This is a genomic window from Klebsiella sp. WP4-W18-ESBL-05 (genome assembly GCF_014169075.1).
In the GTDB taxonomy this organism is placed as follows: Bacteria; Pseudomonadota; Gammaproteobacteria; order Enterobacterales; family Enterobacteriaceae; genus Kluyvera; species Kluyvera ascorbata_B.
Genome location: NZ_AP022057.1, coordinates 1,155,509 through 1,180,132, shown reverse-complemented (window position 1 = coordinate 1,180,132; position 24,624 = coordinate 1,155,509). Strand labels below are relative to the sequence as shown.

Annotated in this window: 26 protein-coding genes; 13 read left to right on the top strand and 13 right to left on the bottom strand. The window is 57.5% G+C overall.

What is annotated here, in order from left to right; all coding sequences use genetic code 11:
* Positions 1-10 precede the first annotated feature (10 nt).
* The 5 genes from H7R58_RS05640 to H7R58_RS05620 all read left to right on the top strand — a co-directional run bounded on the left by H7R58_RS05640 (position 11) and on the right by H7R58_RS05620 (position 6,491).
* Positions 11-1,705, top strand: a complete 1,695-nt coding sequence (locus tag H7R58_RS05640; RefSeq protein ID WP_182934670.1) for an FAD-dependent oxidoreductase — start codon at positions 11-13, stop codon at positions 1,703-1,705.
* A gap of 75 nt (positions 1,706-1,780) precedes the next feature.
* The gene (locus H7R58_RS05635) at positions 1,781-2,584 is read left to right on the top strand and encodes a sugar phosphate isomerase/epimerase family protein (RefSeq protein WP_182929390.1); all 804 of its coding nucleotides are present in this window, start codon (positions 1,781-1,783) and stop codon (positions 2,582-2,584) included.
* A 13-nt stretch (positions 2,585-2,597) separates the two neighbouring features.
* Positions 2,598-3,962: an MFS transporter gene (locus H7R58_RS05630; RefSeq protein WP_182928325.1), complete on the top strand. Its 1,365-nt coding sequence runs from the start codon at positions 2,598-2,600 to the stop codon at positions 3,960-3,962.
* A complete protein-coding gene (locus H7R58_RS05625) occupies positions 3,959-4,969 on the top strand; it encodes a Gfo/Idh/MocA family protein (RefSeq protein ID WP_182929391.1) in 1,011 nt (336 codons plus the stop codon). The genes H7R58_RS05630 and H7R58_RS05625 overlap by 4 nt, the downstream gene beginning before the upstream one ends.
* Before the next feature lie 157 nt (positions 4,970-5,126).
* Positions 5,127-6,491, top strand: a complete 1,365-nt coding sequence (locus tag H7R58_RS05620) for an MFS transporter (RefSeq protein ID WP_106928014.1) — start codon at positions 5,127-5,129, stop codon at positions 6,489-6,491.
* 42 nt (positions 6,492-6,533) lie between these two features.
* Here H7R58_RS05620 and H7R58_RS05615 read toward each other — a convergent pair whose 3' ends face one another.
* Positions 6,534-7,025: a YajQ family cyclic di-GMP-binding protein gene (locus tag H7R58_RS05615; protein WP_106928016.1), complete on the bottom strand. Its 492-nt coding sequence runs from the start codon at positions 7,023-7,025 to the stop codon at positions 6,534-6,536.
* Positions 7,026-7,191: 166 nt separating this feature from the next.
* On the opposite strand from H7R58_RS05615, the gene panE reads away from it, so the two are divergent.
* Together panE and yajL are read left to right on the top strand one after the other, a co-directional pair.
* Positions 7,192-8,103 (top strand): 2-dehydropantoate 2-reductase, encoded by a 912-nt coding sequence (panE, locus tag H7R58_RS05610; protein WP_106928018.1) that lies wholly within the window; start codon positions 7,192-7,194, stop codon positions 8,101-8,103.
* Positions 8,066-8,659, top strand: a complete 594-nt coding sequence (gene yajL / locus H7R58_RS05605; RefSeq protein ID WP_182928327.1) for a protein deglycase YajL — start codon at positions 8,066-8,068, stop codon at positions 8,657-8,659. Before panE ends, yajL begins: the two co-directional genes overlap by 38 nt.
* A gap of 79 nt (positions 8,660-8,738) precedes the next feature.
* Here yajL and thiI read toward each other — a convergent pair whose 3' ends face one another.
* Positions 8,739-10,187: a tRNA uracil 4-sulfurtransferase ThiI gene (thiI, locus tag H7R58_RS05600; RefSeq protein WP_106928022.1), complete on the bottom strand. Its 1,449-nt coding sequence runs from the start codon at positions 10,185-10,187 to the stop codon at positions 8,739-8,741.
* A 190-nt stretch (positions 10,188-10,377) separates the two neighbouring features.
* Between thiI and xseB the strand changes: the two genes are divergently transcribed.
* The 4 genes from xseB (at position 10,378) to H7R58_RS05580 (ending at position 14,437) form a co-directional block, all read left to right on the top strand.
* On the top strand, positions 10,378-10,620 hold the full coding sequence (gene xseB / locus H7R58_RS05595; protein ID WP_106928024.1) for an exodeoxyribonuclease VII small subunit: 243 nt from the start codon (positions 10,378-10,380) through the stop codon (positions 10,618-10,620).
* On the top strand, positions 10,621-11,520 hold the full coding sequence (gene ispA / locus H7R58_RS05590) for a (2E,6E)-farnesyl diphosphate synthase (protein ID WP_106928026.1): 900 nt from the start codon (positions 10,621-10,623) through the stop codon (positions 11,518-11,520). It begins immediately after the preceding gene.
* An 18-nt stretch (positions 11,521-11,538) separates the two neighbouring features.
* Entirely contained in the window at positions 11,539-13,401 is a 1,863-nt protein-coding gene (gene dxs / locus H7R58_RS05585) for a 1-deoxy-D-xylulose-5-phosphate synthase (RefSeq protein ID WP_106928028.1), read from the top strand.
* Positions 13,402-13,462: 61 nt separating this feature from the next.
* Positions 13,463-14,437: an aldo/keto reductase gene (locus tag H7R58_RS05580; RefSeq protein WP_182929393.1), complete on the top strand. Its 975-nt coding sequence runs from the start codon at positions 13,463-13,465 to the stop codon at positions 14,435-14,437.
* 75 nt (positions 14,438-14,512) lie between these two features.
* Here H7R58_RS05580 and pgpA read toward each other — a convergent pair whose 3' ends face one another.
* The 6 genes from pgpA to nrdR form a co-directional block, all read right to left on the bottom strand.
* A complete protein-coding gene (gene pgpA / locus H7R58_RS05575; protein ID WP_106928032.1) occupies positions 14,513-15,010 on the bottom strand; it encodes a phosphatidylglycerophosphatase A in 498 nt (165 codons plus the stop codon).
* On the bottom strand, positions 14,997-15,971 hold the full coding sequence (thiL, locus tag H7R58_RS05570) for a thiamine-phosphate kinase (RefSeq protein WP_106928034.1): 975 nt from the start codon (positions 15,969-15,971) through the stop codon (positions 14,997-14,999). Before thiL ends, pgpA begins: the two co-directional genes overlap by 14 nt.
* Positions 15,972-16,044: 73 nt before the next feature.
* The gene (gene nusB, locus H7R58_RS05565) at positions 16,045-16,464 is read right to left on the bottom strand and encodes a transcription antitermination factor NusB (RefSeq protein WP_064547866.1); all 420 of its coding nucleotides are present in this window, start codon (positions 16,462-16,464) and stop codon (positions 16,045-16,047) included.
* Positions 16,465-16,483: 19 nt separating this feature from the next.
* On the bottom strand, positions 16,484-16,954 hold the full coding sequence (gene ribE, locus H7R58_RS05560) for a 6,7-dimethyl-8-ribityllumazine synthase (RefSeq protein ID WP_001021161.1): 471 nt from the start codon (positions 16,952-16,954) through the stop codon (positions 16,484-16,486).
* Between the two features lie 85 nt (positions 16,955-17,039).
* Positions 17,040-18,143: a bifunctional diaminohydroxyphosphoribosylaminopyrimidine deaminase/5-amino-6-(5-phosphoribosylamino)uracil reductase RibD gene (ribD, locus tag H7R58_RS05555; RefSeq protein ID WP_182929394.1), complete on the bottom strand. Its 1,104-nt coding sequence runs from the start codon at positions 18,141-18,143 to the stop codon at positions 17,040-17,042.
* 3 nt (positions 18,144-18,146) lie between these two features.
* Entirely contained in the window at positions 18,147-18,596 is a 450-nt protein-coding gene (nrdR, locus tag H7R58_RS05550; protein ID WP_061282153.1) for a transcriptional regulator NrdR, read from the bottom strand.
* 150 nt (positions 18,597-18,746) lie between these two features.
* Here nrdR and H7R58_RS05545 point away from each other — a divergent pair, with 150 nt between their 5' ends.
* Both H7R58_RS05545 and H7R58_RS05540 read left to right on the top strand, forming a co-directional pair.
* A complete protein-coding gene (locus tag H7R58_RS05545; RefSeq protein ID WP_182929395.1) occupies positions 18,747-19,289 on the top strand; it encodes a SadB/YajI family lipoprotein in 543 nt (180 codons plus the stop codon).
* A 306-nt stretch (positions 19,290-19,595) separates the two neighbouring features.
* The gene (locus tag H7R58_RS05540) at positions 19,596-20,459 is read left to right on the top strand and encodes a nucleoside-specific channel-forming protein Tsx (RefSeq protein WP_106928040.1); all 864 of its coding nucleotides are present in this window, start codon (positions 19,596-19,598) and stop codon (positions 20,457-20,459) included.
* Positions 20,460-20,548: 89 nt separating this feature from the next.
* Here the strand turns inward: H7R58_RS05540 and H7R58_RS05535 are convergent, their stop codons facing one another.
* From H7R58_RS05535 to yajC, 5 genes are all read right to left on the bottom strand, one after another.
* Positions 20,549-20,656: a type I toxin-antitoxin system toxin Ldr family protein gene (locus H7R58_RS05535; protein WP_035895150.1), complete on the bottom strand. Its 108-nt coding sequence runs from the start codon at positions 20,654-20,656 to the stop codon at positions 20,549-20,551.
* 298 nt (positions 20,657-20,954) lie between these two features.
* Positions 20,955-21,302: an HNH nuclease YajD gene (gene yajD, locus H7R58_RS05530; protein ID WP_035895149.1), complete on the bottom strand. Its 348-nt coding sequence runs from the start codon at positions 21,300-21,302 to the stop codon at positions 20,955-20,957.
* A 116-nt stretch (positions 21,303-21,418) separates the two neighbouring features.
* On the bottom strand, positions 21,419-22,390 hold the full coding sequence (secF, locus tag H7R58_RS05525) for a protein translocase subunit SecF (RefSeq protein ID WP_182929396.1): 972 nt from the start codon (positions 22,388-22,390) through the stop codon (positions 21,419-21,421).
* Between the two features lie 10 nt (positions 22,391-22,400).
* The gene (secD, locus tag H7R58_RS05520; RefSeq protein ID WP_182934669.1) at positions 22,401-24,248 is read right to left on the bottom strand and encodes a protein translocase subunit SecD; all 1,848 of its coding nucleotides are present in this window, start codon (positions 24,246-24,248) and stop codon (positions 22,401-22,403) included.
* 27 nt (positions 24,249-24,275) lie between these two features.
* Positions 24,276-24,608 (bottom strand): preprotein translocase subunit YajC, encoded by a 333-nt coding sequence (gene yajC / locus H7R58_RS05515; protein ID WP_002890398.1) that lies wholly within the window; start codon positions 24,606-24,608, stop codon positions 24,276-24,278.
* Positions 24,609-24,624 lie beyond the last annotated feature (16 nt).

The window sequence follows — 24,624 nt, the reverse complement described above, 5'->3', positions numbered from 1 at the left end:
GGAGGCATACATGAGCAGGCTCGTTGAGGTGGATATGCTGGTCATCGGCTCCGGTGCGGCGGGGCTGTCAGCCGCAGTGACCGCGGCGCTGCACGGCGCGCGAGTGCTGGTCGCTGAAAAAGAGTCGACGATTGGCGGCACCAGCGCCTGGTCCGGAGGCTGGCTGTGGATACCACAGAATCCACTCGCCCGCGAGGAGGGTATTATCGAGGATGACGCCGCACCGCTGGCCTATCTTCAGGCCGAAATGGAGGGACGTCCGGCCGATGCGCGCCTGCGGACTTTTTTACGTTACGGGCCGGAGATGGTGGATTTTTTCCGTCGCCGTACCGCCGTGCAATTTGTGTCTGGCAGTAAAATGCCGGACTTTCACAACAGCCAGGGCTTCGTTAACGGCGGTCGTTCGGTTACCGCTCAACCCTATGACGCTCGCGAGCTGGGCGACTGGCTGCATCGCCTGCGTCCACCGCTTGAAACCATCAGTCTGGCGGGAATGGGCATCGCTGGCGGCGAGGATATGGCGCACTTTTTTAACGCCACTCGCTCGCCGCGATCCGCACTGTATGCCGCACGACGGCTCGCGCGTCATGGCTGGCAGCGACTGCGCCACGGGCGCGGCCGCCATCTGGTCAACGGTAACGCGCTGGTGGCTCGCCTGCTACGTTCAGCGCTGGACGCCAAGGTCAGTTTTCAGCTCAACGCCCCGGTGACGCGGCTGTTACAAAACGCCAGCGGCGTGACCGGAGCCATACTGAGTAGCGATGATGGCGAAATTCAGATCAACGCCCGTGCGGTTGTGCTGGCCTGCGGAGGTTTCCCGCACGACAAGCAGCGACTGGCAGAACAGGTACCCCACGCAGCACAGGGCTACGGTCATTTTTCCGCCGCACCGCCGGGGAATCAGGGCGATGGCATTCGCCTTGGCGAAACGGCCGGCGGGCAGTTTGATCGCTCACTCAAACACCCGATGGCGTGGGCGCCGGTGTCGCGCGTGTCGCTGGCCAGCGGCATACAGCTGGCCTTTCCGCACCTCGTTGAGCGCGCTAAGCCGGGGTTTATTGCGGTGCGGGACAACGGCAAACGCTTCGTTAATGAAGCGGACTCCTACCATGACTTTATCGCCGCGCTGATCGACGCCACGCCGGAGGGCGAAAAACCGGCGGCGTGGCTGATTGCCGACAGCCAGGCGCTGCACCGTTACGGCCTCGGTCACGCGCGGCCCACGCCGTTCCCGGTAAAAGCCTGGCTGCGTACCGGTTACCTGCAAAGTGCCAGCACGCTGGCAGAGCTGGCGCAAAAATGCAGCATCGACGGCCCGGCACTCAGCGCTACCGTCGCGCGCTTCAACGACTTTGCCCGTCAGGGGCGCGATGACGACTTCCAGCGCGGCGCTTCCGCCTACAACCGCGCGCAGGGCGATGCCAGCCACCAGCCCAGCCCCACGCTGGGGGCGCTGGAAAAGGCTCCGTACTATGCGGTGCGTATTCTCCCCGGCTCGCTCGGCTCGTTCAGCGGACTGAAAACCGATGAGCAAGCGCGGGTGCTCGACGTAAAACAACGCCCGATCCCCGGCCTGTTTGCCGTGGGTAACGATATGTCGAGCGTGATGCAGGGGTTCTACCCTAGCGGCGGCATCACGCTTGGCCCTGCCATGACCTTCGGTTATCTGGTGGGGAAAAACTTCGCCAAAAATATAACATCTTAAAAATATTACGCATTTAGCCAGGGAACGGCGCCAAACATAACAACAAATCTTACCTGCAACTGTACTGGAGTCTGTATGAATATGCGTTCTCTCTCGCTAGCAGCACTCACCGTGCTGGACGTTCCACCGCCGGAACACGTGCGCATCGCGGCACGCACCGGCTTTAGCCACGTGGGCATTCGTCTGCTGCCTGCGACCCCTGACGATCCCGATTACGACATGCTCGGCGATACTCCAACTGTACGCGAAACCCTGGCCGCGCTGCGCGATACCGGCATCCGCGTCTCCGACGTGGAGATCGTGCGGCTGACGCCGGACTTCAGCCTTGAAGCGCTGCGCCCGTTCCTGGAAACCGCCGCCCGGCTGGAAGCTCAGCAGGTGCTGGTGGCCGGCAATGACGACAATCTGGCCCGCTGTGCGGAGAACCTGGCCCAACTAGCACAGGCAGGCGCAGCCTACGGGCTGACCATGAATCTGGAACCGATGCCGTGGACTCATCTGCCGACGCTTGCCAGCGCCCAGGCGTTGATTGCCGCCAGCGGCCAGCACAACGTGGGTATTCTGGTCGATGCCATCCACTTCTGGCGCGCGGGGGAATCGCTGGAGACGTTAGCCACGCTGGCGCCACAGCAGTTGAACTACATGCAGCTGTGTGACGCCCCAGCGCGTATTCCCACAGAGACGCAGGAACTGATTTACCAGGCCCGCTGCGCGCGCCGGATACCGGGCGAAGGCGAGCTGGATCTACACGGCCTGCTGGCGGCGCTACCGGCAACGCTGCCCATTTCGCTGGAAGTCCCGCTGGCCGGTGCTCAGGGGGCTTTGCCGGCGCAACAACGCGCACAGCTGCTGTTTAACGCTGCACAATCCTTCCTGTAATCGGGGGTACGCTATGTCACAGACACAACGCCTGGATGTCAGAGAGTTAATCAATTCCAACCCGCTCAGCCGTTATCAGAAGCTGGTTATTTTCCTCGGTTTTTGCGTCATCGCGCTGGACGGTTTCGATATTGCCATCATGGGTTTTATCGCGCCAACGCTTAAGCAGGAGTGGGGCGTCAGTAACCACGAACTGGGCTTTGTCATCAGCACCGCGCTAATCGGCCTGGCGCTTGGGGCGCTATTTTCCGGCCCGCTCGCCGACTGGCTGGGACGCAAGAAAATCATCATCAATAGCGTCTTTTTCTTCGGTTTCTGGACGGTAGCGACGGCGTTTTCCCAGAACATTGAGCAGATGATCTTCTTCCGCTTTATGACCGGCCTCGGGCTGGGCGCGGCGATGCCGAACATGAGTACGCTGGTGTCAGAGTATGCGCCGGAACGAAAACGTTCGTTTATCATCACCGTGATTTTCTGCGGTTTCACCTTCGGCGCCGCTATTGGCGGGTTTGCCGCTTCATGGCTGATTCCACAGTTCGGCTGGCACTCGCTGATGGCGCTGGGCGGTGTGCTGCCGCTGCTGTTCGCCCCCATTCTTATCTGGAAGCTACCGGAATCGGCGCGTTTTCTGGTGATCAAGCAGGCTCCCACCGCGCGGATCCACGCTATTCTGCAACGGTTTTACCCCGGTCAGGTCAGTGAAAACGTGCAGTTTATTCTGCCGCAGCAGCCCGTCAAAAGCAGCGCCATGCGCATCGTGCTGTCGCGGGAGTATCTGTTCGGCTCGCTGATGCTGTGGCTGGTCTATTTTATGGGGCTGTTCCTGGTCTATATCCTCGGTAGCTGGCTACCGACGCTGGTGAAAGAGATTGGCCTGACCGTCAGCCAGGCGGCGATTATGACCGCCATCTACCAGGCGGGCGGCACCGTCGGCTCGCTATTCGCCGGCTGGCTAATGGACCGGATCGATCCGCACCGGGCGCTGGGGGTAATTTTCGCCGTTGGAGGACTGTTTACCATGGCGATTGGCTACGCGGGCGTGAATTTCCCGCTACTGTGCCTGCTCGCCTTCGTCAGCGGCGCATGCCTGAACGGCGCCAATACCGGAATGAACGCCCTTTCCGCGCGTTTCTATCCCACCCAGGCCCGCGCAACAGGCTCCAGCTGGATGCACGGCGTAGGCCGTATCGGTGCCATCCTCAGCGCCTTCGCTGGCGCGGAAATGCTGGCGCTGGGCCTCGATTTTAAATCGGTGTTCCTGATCCTCGGCATTCCGGCGGCGCTGACCGTCATCGGCCTGGCCGCCAAAGGCTACTGGGCGGCTGGACCGGTCGATAAACCCTCTTCCCTCACCGCAACCGTCAGGAGCCCATCATGAGCCGTATTCGTCTTGCCGTTATTGGCGCTGGCGCCATCGGGCGCAAACACATTGACGTCATTCAGCAAACGCCAGAGGCCGAACTGGTGGCGCTGGCCGATCCATCACCACAGGCGCAAGCGCTGGCGAAATCCCTCGGTGTGGCGTGGTACGCCGAGGTCAACGATATGCTGGATCAGGCCCAGCCGCAGGGGGTCATTAACGCCACGCCAAATACTCTGCACGTACCGTATGCCATTGCCTGCGTGGAGCGCGGCATTCCGGTGTTGGTGGAAAAACCGGTGGCCGAGTCGCCGGAACGCGCGCAGGAACTGGTGGAGGTGGCGACGCGACACGGCGTCCCGGTACTGGTGGGGCACCACCGTCGACACAATGCGCTGACCGCAGCGGCAAAATCGCTGATCGACCGCGGTGAACTGGGAACGATTGTTGCAGTCTCGGCGCACTGGATCCTGCAAAAGCCCCACGATTACTTTGACGTCGCCTGGCGGCGCGAACCGGGCGCCGGGCCGCTGCTGGTGAATCTGGTACACGACATCGACCTGCTGCGTTATCTGCTGGGCGAAATTGACGATGTGCAGGCGATGACCAGCAACGCCGGGCGCGGCTTCGCCAATGAAGACAGCGCGGTGGTCAACCTGCGCTTCGCCTGCGGTGCGCTGGGCAGCGCGGTGCTGAGCGACTGCGGCGTCAGCCCGTGGAGCTGGGAGATGAACTCAGCGGAGAACGCGGTCTACGCGCATACCCCGGAAAACTGCTACCTGATCTCCGGTAGTAAAGGGGCGCTGGCCATTCCGCAGATGCGCTGGTGGCGCTACGGCGAGCAAAGCGGCTGGCACGCGCCGCTGTTGCAGGAGACGTTACCCGTTGAGGCCATCGACCCGTTTATTCTGCAACTGCGTCATTTCCTGCAGGTGATTAACGGCGAGGCCAGGCCAATTATTGATGCAGCAGATGCATTACGCTCGCTTGAGGTGATCGACGCGATCCGTCAGCAGGCCGCCTGATCGGCCTCTTTCCCCGGCGACAGTTCGTCGCCGGGTTACCATCAATGTCGCTATTCAGCACAAATGATTCAATAATGTAATATTTGTTAATTAACCCTCTGTTTACCCTGCCCTCTCCCCGCACTACACTACTCCCAGCTTTTATATAGAGGTGGGAATGAACGATTACAAAATGACGCCGGGTGAGTTACGCGCCACCTGGGGTTTAGGGACCGTATTTTCTTTGCGTATGCTCGGTATGTTTATGGTCCTTCCGGTTCTGACCACATACGGCATGGCATTGCAGGGCGCCAGCGAAGCGTTGATTGGCCTGGCCATTGGCATCTACGGATTAGCGCAGGCGGTATTTCAGATCCCCTTCGGGCTGATTTCCGATCGCGTCGGCCGCAAGCCGCTGATCGTTGGCGGGCTGGCGATTTTCGTACTGGGCAGCGTGATTGCCGCCCTGTCCGATTCCATCTGGGGCATTATTCTTGGCCGCGCCCTACAAGGTTCTGGGGCGATTGCCGCTGCGGTGATGGCGCTGCTTTCCGACCTCACCCGCGAACAAAACCGCACCAAAGCGATGGCGTTTATCGGCGTCAGCTTCGGCGTGACGTTTGCCATTGCGATGGTGTTAGGTCCGATCATCACCCATAAACTCGGTCTGCACGCCCTGTTCTGGATGATTGCCGGGCTGGCGACGCTGGGGATTCTGCTCACCCTGTGGGTAGTGCCGGACAGCAAAAACCACGTGCTCAACCGCGAGTCCGGAATGGTGAAAGGCTGCTTCAGCAAGGTGCTGATGGAGCCGAGGCTGCTGAAGCTTAATTTCGGCATCATGTGCCTGCACATTCTGCTGATGTCCACCTTTGTCGCTCTGCCGGGCCAGCTGGAGTCCGCTGGGTTCCCGGCCGCCGAACACTGGAAAATCTATCTGGTGACCATGGTGGTATCGTTTATCGCAGTGGTACCGTTTATCATCTACGCGGAAGTGAAGCGCCGCATGAAGCGCGTATTCGTGCTGTGCATTGCTCTGCTGCTGATTGCCGAAATTGTGCTGTGGGGTTCCGGCAGCTACTTCTGGGAGCTGGTGGCGGGCGTGCAGATTTTCTTCCTCGCCTTTAACCTGATGGAAGCGCTGCTGCCGTCGCTGATCAGCAAAGAAGCCCCGGCGGGCTACAAAGGCACGGCAATGGGCATTTATTCCACCAGCCAGTTCCTCGGTGTAGCCATCGGCGGTTCGCTCGGCGGCTGGATTGACGGCCTGTTTGATTCACAAACGGTATTCCTCGCCGGCGCGCTGCTGGCGACGGTCTGGCTGCTGGTGTCGATGACTATGCAGGAGCCGCAGTACGTTAGCAGTCTGCGCGTCGAAATACCGCAAGATGTTGCCGCTGATGAGTCTCTGCGTGAACGTCTTCTGGCGACGGACGGGGTGAAAGAGGTGTTAGTGGTGGCAGATGAACACTCGGCCTACGTCAAAATCGACAGCAAAGTGACCAACCGTTTTGAGGTGGAACAGGTGATTGCCGCCCATTAAGCAGCATCGGCCCGCACTGGAGTGTGGGCCGTACTTTCGCCGTTAGTCGCGGAAGTTTTTGAACTGGAACGGTTGGCCAAGGTCGCCGCCGCGCACCAGCGCCATCACCGACTGCAGGTCGTCGCGGGATTTCCCGGTCACGCGAATCTCTTCGCCCTGAATTTGCGCCTGCACCTTCAGTTTGCTGTCTTTAATCAGCTTGACGATTTTCTTCTGCACCGCGCTTTCAATGCCCTGCTTCAGCTTAGCTTCAACAAACCAGGTTTTACCGCTGTGCACGAAGTCTTCCGGCACGTCGAGAGACGCACCTTCAATGCCGCGTTTCAGCAGCTTGGCACGCAGAATATCCAGCAGCTGGTTCACCTGGAAATCGGACTCGCTCAGCACCTTGATGGTTTTATTGGCTTCATTCAGCTCAATGGTCGCTTCTACGCCGCGAAAATCGAAACGTGACTCAACCTCACGGGCCGCGTTATCCACACCGTTACGCGCTTCCTGAAGATCAACTTCAGAGACAATATCGAAAGATGGCATCTTTTCCCCTCCCTTAGTTTCTTTTGCGTTGCATAATACCTGCAACGCGGCATAACTCAACTGGTTATCCCCGGAAGCTCAGCGGATAGCGCTATACTCACACTTATTCGGGTGATCGGCGTGAAGTATGACATACCAGTCGCATCTGGTGTGGTAAGGAGGATGTTTGAAAATAACAGTATTGGGATGTGGCGCGCTGGGTCAGCTATGGATGACGGCGCTCTACAAAAAAGGATTTGAAGTACAAGGATGGCTACGCGTACCTCAGCCCTACTGTAGCGTGAACCTGATAGAGCTGGACGGCAGCGTCTTCAATGAGTCGTTAACCGCTAACGATCCTGACTTTCTGGCACAAAGCGATTTACTGCTGGTGACGCTCAAAGCCTGGCAGGTCTCCGATGCGGTCAGAGCGCTTGCCGCGCACCTGCCGGATACCACGCCGATTTTACTGATTCATAACGGCATGGGCACCCTTATCGAGCTCAATGACCTCAGGCAGCCGATTCTGCTCGGTGCCACCACGCAGGCGGCACGACGCGATGGCAACGTCATTATCCACGTCGCCAACGGGACGACCCACATTGGCCCGGCCAAACGCTATGAGGCCGATTACAGCGCGCTCGCCGTCACGCTGCAAAACGTTCTGCCGGACGTCGCCTGGCACGACAATATCCACTCTGCCATGTGGCGCAAGCTGGCGGTCAACTGCGTCATTAACCCGCTGACCGCGTTGATGGACTGCCCTAACGGTGCGCTGCGCGACCATCAGGAGCATATTGCCCGTATCTGTGAAGAGGTGGCGCAGACCATGACGCGTGAAGGGTTTCATACCTCTCCGGAAAGTCTGTTATTTTATGTCAACCAGGTCATCGACCTGACGGCGGAGAATATCTCGTCGATGTTGCAGGATATTCGCGCGCAGCGTCATACAGAAATCGACTACATTACCGGTTTTCTGCTCAAGCGCGCGCGGGCGCACGGTATTCCGGTGCCGGAAAATACCCGCCTGTATGAACGCGTTAAACGTAAGGAGAGTGAATATGAGCGCGTCGGCACTGATTTGCCTCGCTCCTGGTAGTGAAGAGATGGAAGCCGTCACCACAATCGATTTGCTGGTGCGTGGCGGAATTCAGGTCACCACCGCTAGCGTCGCAAGCGACGGCAATCTGGCCATTACCTGTTCACGCGGCGTTAAGCTGCTGGCCGATGCGCCGCTGGTGGAAGTGGCGGACGGTGATTTCGACATCATCATCCTGCCGGGCGGCATCAAAGGGGCGGAGTACTTCCGCGACAGCCCGCTGCTGGTGGAAACGGTCAGACAGTTTCATCATTCAGGCCGTATCGTCGCCGCCATTTGTGCATCAGCGGCAACCGTACTGGTGCCGCATGACCTGTTCCCCATCGGCAACATGACGGGCTTCCCGGCGCTGAAGGATAAAATCCCGGAAGACCAGTGGATGGATAAACGTGTCGCGTGGGACCCGCGCGTCAACCTGCTCACCAGTCAGGGGCCGGGCACATCCATTGATTTCGGGCTGAAGATTATCGACCTGCTGGTCGGGCGCGAGAAAGCGTACGAAGTGGCATCGCAGTTGGTAATGGCGGCTGGGATCTATAACTATTACGAAGCGTAAAATGCAGGCCCGATAAGCGTAGCGCCATCGGGCCTGCATCGTTCTGATATAAAAAAACCGGCCAGGCCGGTTTTTTTATTTATGGGCGATAAACCTTCACGTTTTCAAAACCCTGCTCGCGCAGATACAGCGCCTGCAGGCGGCTCATCACGCCGCGTTCGCACCACAGCAAGTAGGTTTTGCTCTTATCGAGGTCACCAAACTGAGTGCTCAGCTTGTAGAACGGCAGTGAAGCCACTTCAACACCTTCCACTTTCAGCGGCTTGTCGTCCTGCTCGTCAATGGAGCGAATATCGAGAATCACGTCGTTGGCGCTAAAGCCGCTGACGGTTTCCACTTCCACCACCTCTTGCTGGGTCTGCTGGGCGATGTCGCGGATATCGACGTTGTTCGCTTCCGCTACCACTTTGTCGAGAATCGCAAAATCGAAGTTTTCTTCTTCCGCTTCAATTTTCGCCTTCACCGCCTTAATGGTTGGGCTTTTCGAAATCACGCCGCAGTATTCCGGCATCGTGCGGGCAAAGTCTTCAGTACCAATTTCACGCGCCAGATTGATGATGTGCTCTTTATCGTGAGAAATCAGCGGACGCAGGATCAGCGTGTCGGAGACGTTGTCAATCAAACGCAGGTTGGTCAGCGTCTGGCTGGAAACCTGGCCCAGCGCTTCACCGGTGACCAGCGCCTGCACGCCGTAGCGTTCGGCGACTTTTGACGCGGCGCGCACCATCATACGTTTCAGCACCACGCCCATCTGGCCGTCGTCGACTTTCTCCAGAATTTCGCCCACCACCGGCTCGAAGTTAATCGCCACGAAACGCACGCGGTGCGAGCTGCCGAAGCGGTTCCACAGGTAGTGCGCCACCTGACGAACGCCGATTTCATGTGCCGCGCCGCCGAGGTTAAAGAAGCAGTAGTGCACGCGACAGCCGCGACGCATCAGCATGTAGCTGGAGACGCCGGAGTCAAAACCACCGGAGATCAGCGACAGCACGTCTTCCTGAGTACCAATCGGGAAGCCGCCAATGCCTTCGTAGCGCCCTTTCACCAGCAGCAGACGATCGTTCTCGATTTCGAGATTGACGGTGACGTCCGGATCGGTCAGCTTCACGCGCGCTGTTTCAATGTGCTGATTCAAGCCGCCGCCAACGTAACGTTCAACCTCAATAGAGGTGAACTCGTGCTTACCGCGACGTTTCACACGCACGCAAAACGTTTTGTTTTCCAGCGCTTCGCGCCACAGGGGCAGCGTCTGCTCGAAAATATCGTGCAGCGAGGTGAACGGCACGTCTTCCACTTCCAGGATATGGTGGATGCCCGGAATACGGGTCAGCGCGTCGCGGATTGCCAGACGCTGGTTCTCATCTTTGGCGCGAACTTCGATGTGATCCCAGTGACGAACGACGGCGAGCGTTTCATCGTAGTGTTTAAGAACGTTACGAATGTTCCCGGTTAAAATTTTAATAAAGCGCAAACGCACAGATTGGCTTTTGATGGTGATTTCCGGGAACAATTTAATGATAAACTTCATGGCGGCAATGGTTCGTTGGCAAGCCCGACGGGGCTTTGAGCAAAAAGATGTATCGCAGCGTACCAGCGGTCGCTACGTCCAGGACGCGGAGTATATCATCATCCCGCTGACCATTGCGTGTTATTTGCTTCACACCCAGACTCCGTTACCATAGACGCAGTCGCGACATAACAAGAGCCAAACATTCACTATGCCAAAGAAAAACGAAGCCCCGGCCAGTTTCGAAACTGCATTAACCGAGCTGGAGCAGATAGTTAATCGTCTGGAGAGCGGTTCCCTACCGCTGGAAGAGGCGCTGAACGAATTTGAACGCGGCGTGCAGTTAGCGCGTCAGGGGCAGAGCAAGTTACAGCAGGCGGAACAGCGCGTGCAGATTCTGTTGGCCGATAACGAAGATTCGCCGTTAACACCTTTCACGCCGGACGCTGAATAAATGGATTTCTCGCAACAGCTGAATGCCTGCGTAACGCAGGCAAACGACGCGCTGCGCCGATTTATCGCTCCGCTGCCGTTTCAGAACACTCCTCTGGTTGAGGCCATGGCGTATGGCGCACTATTAGGCGGTAAACGTCTGCGTCCGTTCCTGGTTTATGCCACCGGACAAATGTTCGGCGTCAGCCTGACGGCCCTGGATGCGCCGGCCGCCGCGGTGGAATGCATTCATGCCTATTCGCTAATGCATGACGACCTGCCAGCGATGGACGACGATGACCTGCGTCGCGGTCAGCCAACCTGCCATATTAAATTTGGCGAGGCGAGCGCCATTCTGGCCGGCGACGCGCTGCAAACGCTGGCGTTCTCTATACTCAGTGATGCGCCGATGCCGGACGTCTCTGACCGCGATCGCCTGGCGATGATTTCCGAACTGGCCACGGCCAGCGGCGTGGCGGGCATGTGTGGCGGTCAGGCACTGGATCTGGACGCGGAAGGCAAACAGGTGGGTCTGGAAATGCTGGAACGCATTCATCGCCATAAAACCGGAGCGCTGATTCGCGCTGCCGTCCGCCTCGGCGCACTGAGCGCGGGCGAACAAGGGCGACAGGCGCTACCGCTGCTCGACAAGTACGCTGAAAGCATCGGGCTGGCGTTCCAGGTTCAGGATGACATTCTGGATGTGGTAGGTGATACTGCGACCCTTGGAAAGCGCCAGGGCGCCGATCAGCAGCTCGGTAAGAGCACCTATCCTGCACTACTGGGCCTTGAGCAAGCCCGGACAAAAGCCAGTGACCTGATTGCCGAAGCCCGCCAGTCGTTAGCACAGCTGGCCGCACTGTCACTGGATACCACAGCACTGGAAGCGCTAGCGAACTACATCATCCTGCGCGACAAATAAACAATAAATGAGTCTCTGATGAGTTTTGATATTGCCAAATACCCGACCCTGGCGCTGGTTGACTCCACTCAGGAGCTGCGCCTGCTGCCGAAAGAGAGCCTGCCGAAGCTGTGCGACGAGCTGCGTCGTTACCTGCTCGACAGCGTGAGCCGTTCCAGCGGACACTTCGCCTCCGGGCTTGGCACGGTGGAGCTCACCGTGGCGCTGCACTACGTCTATAACACGCCGTTCGACCAGCTCATCTGGGACGTCGGCCACCAGGCTTATCCGCATAAAATTCTGACCGGCCGCCGTGACAAAATCGGCACCATCCGCCAGAAGGGCGGCCTGCATCCGTTCCCGTGGCGCGGTGAGAGCGAATACGACGTGCTGAGCGTCGGCCACTCCTCCACATCTATTTCCGCCGGTATCGGCATTGCCGTAGCCGCGGGCAGAGAAAACAAGCAGCGCCGCACCGTCTGCGTGATTGGCGACGGCGCCATCACCGCCGGGATGGCGTTTGAAGCCATGAACCATGCGGGCGATATCAAGCCGGATATGCTGGTGGTGCTGAACGACAATGAAATGTCGATTTCCGAGAACGTCGGCGCGCTGAACAACCATCTGGCGCAGCTGCTCTCGGGCAAGCTCTACTCCTCGCTACGGGAAGGCGGCAAGAAAGTCTTCTCCGGCGTGCCACCGATTAAAGAGCTGCTCAAACGAACCGAAGAACATATCAAAGGCATGGTGGTGCCGGGCACGCTGTTTGAAGAACTGGGCTTCAACTATATCGGGCCGGTCGACGGTCACGACGTACTGGGTCTGGTCAATACGCTGAAAAACATGCGCGACCTGAAAGGTCCGCAGTTCCTGCACATCATGACCAAAAAAGGCCGTGGCTATGAACCGGCCGAGAAAGACCCGATCACCTTCCATGCGGTGCCTAAATTCGACCACACCAGCGGCAAGTTGCCGAAAAGCAGCGGCGGCCTGCCGTCGTACTCGAAAATCTTCGGCGACTGGCTGTGCGAAACCGCAGCCAAAGACAGCAAGCTGATGGCGGTGACGCCCGCGATGCGTGAAGGCTCGGGCATGGTTGAGTTTTCCAAAAAATACCCGGACCAGTATTTTGACGTAGCGATTGCCGAACAGCATGCGGTCACGTTCGCCGCCGGGCTGGCGATTGGCGGCAATAAGCCGGTGGTAGCCATTTACTCCACCTTCTTACAGCGCGCCTACGATCAGGTGATCCACGACGTGGCGATTCAGAAACTGCCGGTCCTGTTCGCTATCGACCGTGCGGGGATCGTTGGCGCCGACGGGCAAACCCACCAGGGGGCGTTCGACCTCTCCTATCTGCGCTGTATCCCGGATATGGTTATCATGACGCCAAGCGATGAAAACGAGTGTCGTCAGATGCTCTACACCGGCTACCACTACAGCGAAGGGCCGAGCGCCGTGCGTTATCCGCGCGGCAGCGGCACCGGCGCAGAGCTGAAGCCGCTGGAAAAACTGCCGCTGGGCAAAGGCGTGGTGAAACGCGAGGGCGAGAAGCTGGCCATTCTTAACTTCGGTACGCTGCTTGCGCAGGCCGAGGCGGTCGCCGAGAAGCTTAACGCCACGCTGGTCGATATGCGCTTCGTGAAGCCGCTGGATGAGAGCCTGATTCTGGAGATGGCCGCGCGCCATGAGTCTCTGGTCACGCTGGAAGAAAACGCCACGCTAGGCGGTGCGGGAAGCGGCGTGAACGAGGTGCTGATGGCACATCGTAAGCCGGTGCCGGTGCTCAACATCGGCCTGCCTGATTTCTTCATTCCTCAGGGTACCCAGGAAGAGATGCACGCCGAGCTCGGCCTCGATGCCGCGGGCATCGAAGCGAAGATCGCGGCCTGGTTAGCATAACCCGCCTATCGCTCCTGCTATGCTTAAGGGAAACCTTTTACCCGCTAGCAGGAGCTGATTCATGCAATACGATACCTTAGGACACACTGGCCTTCGGGTCTCTCGTCTCTGCCTTGGCTGTATGACATTCGGCGAACCGGATCGGGGTAAGCATGCCTGGACGCTGCCGGAAGACAGCAGCCGCCCGATCATCCAGCGCGCACTGGAAGGCGGCATTAACTTTTTCGACACCGCCAACAGCTATTCCGACGGCAGCAGCGAGGAGATTGTCGGCCGCGCGCTGCGCGATTTTGCCCGCCGTGATGACGTGGTGGTGGCCACCAAGGTTTACCATCAGGTTGGTGATCTTGAAGAAGGCCTCTCCCGCGCACAAATACTCCGCTCGATCGACGACAGCCTCCGCCGCCTTGGTATGGAGTACGTCGACCTGCTACAAATCCACCGCTGGGACTACCGCACCCCCATAGAAGAGACGCTGGAAGCGCTGGACGCCGTGGTGAAGTCGGGTAAAGCACGGTTTATCGGCGCGTCATCCATGCACGCCCGCCAGTTCGCCCATGCGCTGGCGCTGCAAAAAGCCAACGGCTGGACGCCGTTTGTCACCATGCAGGACCACTACAACCTGATCTACCGGGAAGAAGAGCGCGATATGCTGCCACTGTGCGCGCAGGAAGGCGTCGCGGTTATTCCGTGGAGCCCGCTGGCGCGCGGTCGTCTGACGCGGCCGTGGGGAGAAACCACCGCGCGGCTGGTGTCCGATGAGTTTGGGCAAACGCTGTACAGCGCCACGGAAGAGAATGACGAGCAGATCGCGGGGGAGCTCGAACGCGTGGCCGAAGAGGTCGAGGCGAGCCGGGCGCAGACGGCGCTGGCGTGGCTATTGAGTAAACCTGGCGTGGCAGCGCCGATTATTGGCGCATCGCGTGAAGATCAGCTCGATGAGCTGCTGAATGCGGTGGATATTACGCTGACGCCGGAGCAGATTGCATCGATGGAAGCGCCGTACCAACCGCATCCGGTGGTGGGATTTAAGTAGGCCTGATAAGCGCAGCGCCATCAGGCTTCCCGCTGCGTTGCCGGATAACGGCTTCGCCTTATCCGGCCAACAGGACTACAGGAGGTGGTGCCCCACCACGTACAAAATCCCCGCCGAAATCACCCCGGCGACGATATCATCGATCATGATCCCCATCCCACCGTGGACGTTACGGTCAAACCAGCGGATCGGCCACGGCTTCCACATGTCGAAAATACGGAACACCACAAACCCGGCCAATACCCACTGCCAGGTCATCGCCGGGATGGCCATCAGGGTGATCCACATTCCAATAAACTCGTCCCACACGATGCTGCCGTGATCGTGGGTCCCCATATCTCGCGCCGTGCGGCGGCATATGTAGACACCGATACAGATGCCAAACATCACCACCAGAGAGTAGATCTGTAGCGGCAGAAACGTCAGCAGATACCAGAACGGGATCGCGGCAATTGAGCCCATCGTTCCCGGCACTATCGGGCTCAGGCCGCTGCCGAACCCGGTAGCAAGCAGGTGCCACGGGTTGCGTAAATTCAGGCGGCTTTTCGCAATATCGTTCTTAGCCAAAATGATCGTACCCCTTCCAGTCCAGCGTTATCGCCTTTCCATCCTGTGTGAAATGCATACCTTCAACATCGGCGCTAATCTGCCCAATGCAGGTAAACGCGGTGCCTAACTGACCCAGAGCCACTTCCAGCGCACCGCGGTTCAGCTCCGGTACGGTAAAGCACAGCTCATAGTCTTCACCACCGGACAGCGCCCAGCGGCAGGCTTGCTCCGGCGAAGCGTGACGACGCAGCGCGTCAGAGTACGGCATCGCGTCAAGATCAATACGCGCGCCAAGCCCCCCGCTTGCTTTAAGGATATGCCCCAAATCAGAAATCAGCCCATCGGAAAGATCGATAGCGGCGCTGGCAAGATCGCGCAATGCCTGACCTTGCAGTACGCGCGGCGTTGGCCGCAGGTGGCGCTGGCGCAGATACGCAGCGTCGTCAGCGTTATCTATCGTCAGTTGGTTAAGGATCAGCGCCAGCCCCGCGGCGCTATCGCCCGGCGTACCGGTCACGTAGATCCAGTCCCCCGGTTTCGCTCCCGAACGCTTCAGCGCGCGGCCTACCGGCACGTAGCCGTGGATACCCAGCGTCATCGACAGCGGCCCTTTGGTGGTATCGCCACCGATCAGCTGCATATCGTAGTAGCTCAGCTGTTCAAACAGGCTGTCGCTGAAGGCTGCCAGCCACGTTTCATCCACTTCAGGAAGAGTTAAGGCTAGCGTCAACCACGCAGGATCCGCGCCCATTGCCGCCAGATCGCTGACATTTACCGCGAGCGCTTTATACGCGAGATCGGCCGGATCGATATCAGGGAGGAAATGATTGCCCGCCACCAGCGTGTCGGTGCTGATAGCCAGCGTCTGTTTTTCAGGAATATTGAGTAATGCGCAGTCGTCGCCGATGCCGGTTTCTACGTCGAGACGGGCGTTGCGTACTCGGTCAAAATAACGGGCAATCAGGGAAAATTCGCCGCATGCCATACGTTATGCCTCAGCAGAAGGATAAAACAAGGCCGGGGGGATGGCGTATGCCACCCGCGCGCCGGCCTGGAGATTACTTTTTGTGGGGACGAATTGCAGGAGCGGCTTTATCCAGCACGCCGTTGACGAACTTGTGGCTGTCTTCAGCACCGAAGGTTTTCGCCAGCTCGATCGCTTCGTTGATGGCCACTTTGTACGGCACATCGTCACGTTTTGACAGTTCGAACAGCGCAATGCGCAGTACGGCTTTTTCCACCTGACCCAGCTCATCAAGCAGACGGGACAGATACGGCTTCATCAATCCATCGAGGTACGCGCTGTTAGTCGCCACCCCGGACAGCAGTTCACGGAAGTACAGGACGTCAACGTCTTTCACGTCTTGTTCCGCCAGGAACTGGTATTCAACATCGGCGATGTCGTTCTGGGACAACTGCCAGGAGTAAAGCGCCTGGACGGCACACTCACGGGCGCGGCGACGAGCAGCAGGTTTCACGGATTTCCCCTTACAAAAATCAGGCCTTGATGGCTTTCAATACATTAATCATTTCAAGCGCGGTCAGTGCAGCTTCTGCACCTTTGTTACCGGCTTTTGTGCCAGCACGTTCGATGGCTTGTTCAATACTTTCGGTGGTCAGAACACCAAAGGCTACCGGGATTTCGCTGTCCTGAGCGACGTGCGCCAGGCCATTGCTTGCCCCGCCAGCGACATATTCGAAGTGCGCCGTGCCGCCACGGATAACCGTACCCAGCGCGATCACTGCATCGTATTTACCGGTTTTAGCCAGTGCGCCAGCCGCCAGCGGCAGTTCATAAGCACCTGGAACCCAAACAACGGTGATGTTTTCATCTTTAACCTGACCAATGCGCTTCAGGGCGTCGATAGCACCTTCCAGCAGGCTGTCATTGATAAAGTTGTTGAAACGCGCGATGGTGATGGCGACGCGAGCGTCCGGGGTAGCAACGTTAGCTTCAATAATGTTCATACTCTTCCTTTGGGTTCATTTGCCCCGCAGGGGGGCGGATTTTATCATAATATTCTGGGCGCTGCTTCCTCTAATTGGGAAAGCCTCACGCAGTGGTTAAATGCAGGCAAACATCCGGGCCTACCTGTCGTATCTCATTGAATTTGAAATGGGGCGCATCGGCCAGTTTCTCAAGGCCTGGCAGCACACATAATCCGCGAGCATCGCTACCTAACAGTTTAGGCGCGATATAGACGATAAGCTCGTCCACCAGCCCGGCCTGAATCAGCGCGCCGGCAAGCGTCGGGCCCGCCTCCACCCAAATGCTGTTAATTTGCTGTTTACCCAGCTGCATCATCATCAGCACCAGGTCAAGATGACCGTTATGCTCCGGCACCTTCAGCGTCTGCACACCTTCCGGCCAGATGCGGCTGTCGCCCGTGGTGCGGGCAAACAGGGTTTCACCCGGCTGATGCACAATCCGGTGCTCCGGCGTCACGCGGTTGCCGCTGTCGATAACAATACGCAGCGGCTGGCGCAGGTTCTCCTGCGGGTAGCGCGCCTGAGTTTGCGTATCCAGTTCATCCCAGCGCACAGTCAGCGCCGGATCGTCTGCCAGCACCGTGGCGCTGCTGGTTAAAATCGCGTGACTCTCCGCGCGCAGGCGCTGCACGTCACGACGCGCCTGTGGCGAGGTGATCCACTGACTTTCACCGCTGGCCATCGCCGTGCGACCGTCGAGCGATGCCCCGAGTTTGAGCTGGACGAACGGGAAGCCGGTACGCATCCGCTTGAGGAAACCTTTATTCAGCGCCTCGGCCTCGCTCATCATCAGCCCGTGGCTGACTTCAATGCCGGCCTGCTGCAAGCGGTATAGGCCTCGCCCAGCAACCTGCGGGTTTGGATCCTGCATCGCGGCGACGACGCGGGAAACGCCTGCCGCAATCAGCGCATCGCAGCACGGCGGCGTACGACCATGGTGGCTGCACGGCTCCAGCGTCACATAGGCGGTGGCGCCTTTGGCTTTGTCACCCGCCATGCGCAGCGCGTGTACTTCCGCATGCGGCTCCCCGGCGCGGTAATGGTAGCCTTCACCGACGATTTCACCCTGATTGACAATCACGCAGCCAACTCGCGGGTTGGGATGGGTGGTAAAGCGACCGCGCTGCGCCAGCTTGAGCGCCCGCGCCATGTACATTTCATCGTGCATAGCTTAGTCCTGTAAGCGGGCGATTTCCTCGCCGAACTCTTTGATATCTTCAAAGCTGCGGTACACCGACGCAAAGCGGATGTAGGCCACTTTATCCAGCTTTTTCAGCTGCTCCATGACCAGATTACCCAGCAGCTTGCTCGGCACTTCACGCTCGCCGGTCGCGCGCAGGTGCGATTTAATATGATTAATCGCCATTTCTACGTCATCGGCGCTCACCGGGCGCTTTTCCAGCGCTCTGAGCATACCGCTGCGCAGCTTGTCTTCGTTGAACGGTTCGCGCACGTCGTTACTTTTTACCACGCGCGGCATCACCAGTTCAGCCACCTCAAAGGTGGTGAAACGTTCGTTACACACCAGGCATTGCCGACGGCGGCGAACGGAGGAACCTTCTCCCACAAGACGGGAGTCAATCACTTTAGTGTCTACGGCGAAACAGAATGGGCAGTGCATACGACGTCCTGACGATGAGGGTTGATAAAACCTATTTTACCCTGAACTGCGATGACAACAAAGGCAGCTGTTTTTGAGACAATGGATCGATGCGATAAACCGCATTGCGCGCTAACATTGCGTTATCCCGAAAAGAAGGAAACAGACAGAATGACAAGACGTTACCTAAGAATAGCCCTGCTGGGAAGCCTCGTCAGCCTGAGCGCCTGCGCGCAGCAGTCGGAAGTGAGGCAAATGCACCAGAACATTAGCGCATTGAGCAGCGAGATGACGCAGCTTAACAAAGAAACGGTGAAGATTACCCAGCAAAACGCGCTGAATGCAAAATCGACCCAGGGCGCGTATCTGCTGCCGGGCGCCAACACGCCGGCTCGACTGAATAGCCAGATTGGCACGCTGCGTATGTCGTTGCGTAACGTCGCCGCTAACGCCCAGGGCACGGCGTTAACGCTGCGTATTCAAGGGGAATCCAACGATCCGCTTCCGGCGTTTACCGGCACCGTCGAATGGGGACAGATCCAGGGCACGACCGAACGCTATCAGGAAGTGAACGTACAGAATCAGCTGTTCTCCGCCCCGGCTAGCGTGCTGGCACCCAGCGACGTCGATATTCCTCTGCAGCTGAATGGCGTCACGCCAGATCAGCTGGGCTTCGTCCGTATTCACGACGTCCAGCCCGCCGGCGTACAGTAATCTTTTACCCGGCGCTGTAAACGATAAACGCGTTATAGCGCCGCCCTCAGCGATGCCCTCTTCCTTTACACTGCCCATGCTTTGCGTATGTAAACATTTGCAATAATTCACTCCATAAGTACAATCCCCGCGTCTAAACTACGCAAACGTGAACGCAATCGATTACGCGTTTGAAAAATGTGTGAAGTGTGACTGATTTTCGTGAGCAAGGATTCATATAATAGGCTCGCAGAAACATGAAACATTTAGAAAAGCTTCGGTGATAAAAATCACTCTCTTTCGAATTTTTTTATTAGTGGCATAAATATGAAAAAAACATTACTGGCAGCCGGTGCCGCGCTGGCGCTTACCGCATCTTTCACTGCTAACGCAGCAGGCGACTCTCAGCCGCAGTATGTCTCTGACTGGTGGCATCAGAGCGTAAACGTGGTAGGTAGCTACCACACCCGTTTCTCCCCGAAACTGAACAACGACGTTTATCTGGAGTACGAAGCCTTCGCCAAGAAAGACTGGCTGGACTTCTACGGCTATATCGATATTCCGAAAACCTTCGACTGGGGTAACGGCAACGATAAAGGCGTATGGTCTGACGGCTCCCCGCTGTTCATGGAGATCGAGCCGCGCTTCTCTATCGATAAGCTGACCGGCGCCGACCTGAGCTTCGGCCCGTTCAAAGAGTGGTATATCGCCAACAACTATATCTACGATATGGGTGACAACAAGGCCAGCCGCCAGAGCACCTGGTATATGGGTCTGGGTACCGATATCGACACCGGCCTGCCAATGAGCCTGTCCATGAACGTGTATGCTAAATACCAGTGGCAGAACTACGGCGCAGCGAACGAAAACGAGTGGGACGGCTACCGCTTCAAAGTGAAATACTTTGTACCGATTAGCGACCTGTGGGGCGGCAAGCTGAGCTACATCGGCTTCACCAACTTCGACTGGGGTTCAGACCTGGGCGATGAACCAAACCGTACCAGCAACTCTATCGCGTCCAGCCATATCCTGGCGCTGAACTACGATCACTGGCACTACTCTGTTGTTGCCCGTTACTTCCATAACGGCGGCCAGTGGCAGGGTGGCAATACCCTGAACTGGGGCGAAGGCGACTTCAACGCGAAGTCTACCGGTTGGGGTGGTTACCTGGTTGTAGGTTACAACTTCTAAGTTCGACACCGCAAAAAAGGCCAGAGGTTACCCTCTGGCCTGTTTCGGGCGCATGCTGCCACGCGGGCGGCAGGTTCGCCCACCTCACCTTATCTCTGACTATGCCACCAGCCTAAAAACAGACCTGTCGCAATACCGACCAGCGTTGGTGCTGCCAGATCGTGCCAGACAATAATGCAAACTTCCGTGAGCGTCATACAGCCGCCTTGGTTGCAATGGCAACGGTTCGCGGCTATCCTCAACTTGTCTAGAGATAGGATTGCCCCCGTTATGTTGCCGGTTTATACCAAACAACGTGCGGGGGTTTTCTCTTTCCAGCGACAAGGCCACCGGGGATCAAGCCCCCGCAACATTGCGCCTCACCGGGTACACCCGGCTTGCCGCCGATTCTACGCTTATCACGGCTATCTGCATGACTTTAAAACGAAAAAATCCCAATCTTGCGATCGGGATTCCAGCGATGATGTATGCGTTACAGCGCGCCCGCGGTGCCGCTTATTTCTTTTTGTTCAGCATCGCTTTCAGGTCAGCAAACGGGTTATAGGTCGCTTCACCGACATCTTTCTGCGCATCTTCCCCGGCCACCACCGTTGAACCGTACTGGTCCGCCTCGGTATATTTTGAGTGCTCGTGATCGTGGCAGAACAGGCACAGAAGCTCCCAGTTGCTGCCATCTTCCGGGTTATTGGTATGGTCGTGATCCATATGATGAACCGTCAGCTCACGCAGGTTGGAGTAGACGAACTCGCGCGAGCAGCGCCCGCACACCCACGGGAACAGTTTCAGCGCTTTTTCACGGTAGCCGCTTTCCAGCCGCACGTAGTTTTTTGGGATGATGGCCATAATGACTCGATATGTCGTGTTCAAGGTAACGGAATACGCACAGTCTAAATGGGCAATAAAAAAGCCGCAACACCCTACGGCGTTGCGGCTTTTATTCGTGCCCTGAGTGCGGCAGATTACGGCAGAATAGACGGCTGATCCGCCCCTTCTTTCTCGACTTTCTGCTGCAGCATGTGCTCGCGCTTCATACCCAGCTTCAGCGCCAGCGCCGATGCCACGTAGATAGACGACGCAGTACCGATGGAAACACCGATCAGCATGGTCAGCGAGAAGCCTTCCAGTACCGGACCACCGAAGAGGTACAGCATCAGAATGACCACTAACGTGGTACCGGAGGTAATCAACGTACGGTGCAGCGTCTGGGTCAGCGACACGTTAAAGATTTCGTAAGGCGTACCGCGACGAATCTTGCGGAAGTTCTCACGAATACGGTCAGATACCACGATACTGTCGTTGAGCGAGTAGCCGATGACCGACATCAACGAGGCCACGATGGTCAGGTCAATCTCAATCTGGAACAGCGACAGTATCCCAAGAGTGATGATCACGTCGTGCGCCAGCGAGATAACGACCCCCGCCGCCAGTCGCCACTCAAAGCGGAAACCGACGTACACCAGGATAGAGATCAGCGCCACCAGCAGCGCCATCGCGCCGGTTTGCGCCAGATCGGCCCCTACGCTAGGCCCCACGAACTCAATACGCTTCACCGCGGCGTTCTGGTTGGTGGACTCGTTAATCACGCTCAGCACCTTGCTGCCCAACACCTGGCCGCCGTCCGCCCCTTTTGTAGGCGGCATACGTACCATAATGTCATGGCTGCTACCGAAGTTCTGCAGAAGCGGGTCAACAAAGCCCGCTTTCTCCAGCGCATCGCGCATCACGTCCATCTCAGCCGGTTTTTCCAGCGTGATTTCAATCACCGTACCACCGGTGAAATCGAGACCCCAGTTAAAGCCGCGTACGCCCATCACGACGATGGCCGCAATCAGCAAGACGCCAGAGATGCCGAAAGCCCAGTAGTCCCAGCGCATAAAGTCATAGACTTTACGGCCGTGGTTCAATTGTTCAACAGTATATTCCTGTGCCACATCGCACTCCTCAGATTGACAGCTTGTTGATGCGTTTGCCGCCATACAACAGGTTTACGATGGCACGAGTACCTACAATCGCGGTAAACATCGACGTTGCAACACCGATACCGGTCGTAATCGCGAACCCTTTAATGGCACCGGTACCGGCTGCGTACAGGATCAGGACTTTAATCAGCGTCGTGATGTTCGCATCGAAGATGGAACTGAACGCGCCGGCATAGCCCTCGTTGATCGCCTGCTGGACCGAACGCCCGTTGCTCAACTCTTCTTTGATACGTTCGTTGATCAGAACGTTAGCATCGACCGCAACGGCAAGGGTTAACACAATCCCCGCTATCCCTGGCATACTCAACGTTGCGCCAGGCAGCAGCGACATGATACCGACGATCAGCACCAGGTTAGCAATCAGCGCGCTGGTCGCAATCAGACCGAACTTCTTATAGAAGAAGATCATAAACAGGATAGAGACCACCAGGCCGGCCAGACAGGCTTCCAGGCCCTGCTTGATGTTCTGCATACCCAGCGTTGGGCCGATGGTACGCTCTTCCACAATCTGGATTGGCGCAATCAACGCACCCGCGCGCAGCAGCAGCGACAGCTGACGTGCTTCATTCGGGTTGCCGATACCGGTGATACGGAAGCTGTTACCCAGGCGAGACTGGATGTTGGCGATGTTAATCACCTCTTCCTGTTTCACCAGCACGGCGCGGCCGTTGGCGTCCTTCTTACCGCTGTCTTTGTACTCCACGAACAGGGTCGCCATCGGCTTACCGATGTTGTCCTTAGTGAAGTTAGACATGATGTTACCACCCGCGCTATCGAGTGAGATGTTCACCTGCGGCTGGTTGTACTCATCCTGGCTCGAAGTGGAGTCGGTGATATGGTCACCGGTCAGAATCACACGCTTGTACAGCACAACCGGCTGGCCTTCGCGGGTGTTTTTCACTTCAGAATCGCCCGGCACGCGGCCAGATGCGGCAGCCGCCTGATCGACGTTGGTATTGACCAGACGGAATTCCAGCGTCGCGGTCGCGCCCAGAATCTCTTTGGCTCGCGCCGTATCCTGAATACCCGGCAGCTCAACCACAATGCGGTCAGCACCCTGACGCTGAACTACTGGCTCAGCAACGCCCAACTGGTTAACACGGTTACGCAGAATGTTAATGTTCTGCTGAACCGCGTACTCACGCGCTTCGCTCAGACGAGCGTCGGTCATGACCGCACGCAGCGCTGTACTTCCCTGCGCGCTAATCACCATATCGCGGTGACGCGGGGTCAGGTACGCAATCGCCTGGTCGCGAGCGTTAGCGTCACGGAACGTAATGCTCAGACCGTAGTTGTCTTCTTTACGAACGTTGGAATACGGGATGTTTTTCTCACGCAGATCGCTGCGCAGACTGTCGATATTTTGTTCCTGCAGCTTGCCCAACGCGGTGTCCATATCCACTTCCATCAGGAAGTGAACGCCACCACGCAGATCAAGACCGAGCTTCATCGGCTCTGCGTGAATCGCAGCCAGCCAGCGCGGCGTTGCCGGAGCAAGGTTAAGCGCCACGACATATTTGTCACCCAGTACGCTCATCAACGCTTCACGCGCGCGCAGCTGGATGTCGGTGGTGTCGAAGCGCGCAAGAATTGCGCCCTCTTCCAGTGCCACAGACTTAGCGGTAATTTTTTCTTCTTGTAACGTTTTCTGGACCTGGATCAGCGTTTGCTCACTGGCGGCGACACCGCGCACGCCAGTGATTTGAACGGCCGGATCCTCACCATACAGGTTGGGAAGTGCGTAAAGCAGGCCGACGATAATCACGACGACCAGCATGATGTACTTCCACAAAGGATAACGGTTTAACACGGCAGTTCCCTTTGGGAAAACGGAATATTACAGCGCCTTCATGGTGCCTTTCGGCAGAACGGCAGCTACGAAGTCACGTTTGATAACCACTTCAGTGGTGTCGTTCAGTGCGATAGCAATGTAGCCAGTTTCCGCTACTTTGGTCACACGACCTACCAGGCCACCGTTAGTCAGGACTTCATCGCCTTTTGCGATGGAGTTCATCAGATTTTTGTGCTCTTTGGTGCGCTTTTGCTGTGGACGCAGGATCATGAAGTAGAAAATCAGACCAAATACCACCAGCATCAGAATCAGAGACATCGGGCTGCCCTGCGCCGGAGCACCTGTTGCCGCTACCGCATCAGAAATAAAAAAGCTCATTAAATTTCCCTCATTA

What these genes read in the sequence shown, in the direction of transcription:
- H7R58_RS05635 (WP_182929390.1), top strand. Translation starts at nt 1,781, where the DNA reads ATGAATATGCGTTCTCTCTCGCTAGCAGCACTCACCGTGCTGGACGTT.
- xseB (WP_106928024.1), top strand. Translation starts at nt 10,378, where the DNA reads ATGCCAAAGAAAAACGAAGCCCCGGCCAGTTTCGAAACTGCATTAACC.
- dxs (WP_106928028.1), top strand. Translation starts at nt 11,539, where the DNA reads ATGAGTTTTGATATTGCCAAATACCCGACCCTGGCGCTGGTTGACTCC.
- yajC (WP_002890398.1), bottom strand. Translation starts at nt 24,608, where the DNA reads ATGAGCTTTTTTATTTCTGATGCGGTAGCGGCAACAGGTGCTCCGGCG.
- nrdR (WP_061282153.1), bottom strand. Translation starts at nt 18,596, where the DNA reads ATGCACTGCCCATTCTGTTTCGCCGTAGACACTAAAGTGATTGACTCC.
- H7R58_RS05630 (WP_182928325.1), top strand. Translation starts at nt 2,598, where the DNA reads ATGTCACAGACACAACGCCTGGATGTCAGAGAGTTAATCAATTCCAAC.
- thiI (WP_106928022.1), bottom strand. Translation starts at nt 10,187, where the DNA reads ATGAAGTTTATCATTAAATTGTTCCCGGAAATCACCATCAAAAGCCAA.
- H7R58_RS05625 (WP_182929391.1), top strand. Translation starts at nt 3,959, where the DNA reads ATGAGCCGTATTCGTCTTGCCGTTATTGGCGCTGGCGCCATCGGGCGC.
- yajL (WP_182928327.1), top strand. Translation starts at nt 8,066, where the DNA reads ATGAGCGCGTCGGCACTGATTTGCCTCGCTCCTGGTAGTGAAGAGATG.
- H7R58_RS05615 (WP_106928016.1), bottom strand. Translation starts at nt 7,025, where the DNA reads ATGCCATCTTTCGATATTGTCTCTGAAGTTGATCTTCAGGAAGCGCGT.
- H7R58_RS05620 (WP_106928014.1), top strand. Translation starts at nt 5,127, where the DNA reads ATGAACGATTACAAAATGACGCCGGGTGAGTTACGCGCCACCTGGGGT.
- ispA (WP_106928026.1), top strand. Translation starts at nt 10,621, where the DNA reads ATGGATTTCTCGCAACAGCTGAATGCCTGCGTAACGCAGGCAAACGAC.
- H7R58_RS05545 (WP_182929395.1), top strand. Translation starts at nt 18,747, where the DNA reads ATGACAAGACGTTACCTAAGAATAGCCCTGCTGGGAAGCCTCGTCAGC.
- yajD (WP_035895149.1), bottom strand. Translation starts at nt 21,302, where the DNA reads ATGGCCATCATCCCAAAAAACTACGTGCGGCTGGAAAGCGGCTACCGT.
- H7R58_RS05535 (WP_035895150.1), bottom strand. Translation starts at nt 20,656, where the DNA reads ATGACGCTCACGGAAGTTTGCATTATTGTCTGGCACGATCTGGCAGCA.
- H7R58_RS05640 (WP_182934670.1), top strand. Translation starts at nt 11, where the DNA reads ATGAGCAGGCTCGTTGAGGTGGATATGCTGGTCATCGGCTCCGGTGCG.
- H7R58_RS05540 (WP_106928040.1), top strand. Translation starts at nt 19,596, where the DNA reads ATGAAAAAAACATTACTGGCAGCCGGTGCCGCGCTGGCGCTTACCGCA.
- ribE (WP_001021161.1), bottom strand. Translation starts at nt 16,954, where the DNA reads ATGAACATTATTGAAGCTAACGTTGCTACCCCGGACGCTCGCGTCGCC.
- H7R58_RS05580 (WP_182929393.1), top strand. Translation starts at nt 13,463, where the DNA reads ATGCAATACGATACCTTAGGACACACTGGCCTTCGGGTCTCTCGTCTC.
- thiL (WP_106928034.1), bottom strand. Translation starts at nt 15,971, where the DNA reads ATGGCATGCGGCGAATTTTCCCTGATTGCCCGTTATTTTGACCGAGTA.
- ribD (WP_182929394.1), bottom strand. Translation starts at nt 18,143, where the DNA reads ATGCACGATGAAATGTACATGGCGCGGGCGCTCAAGCTGGCGCAGCGC.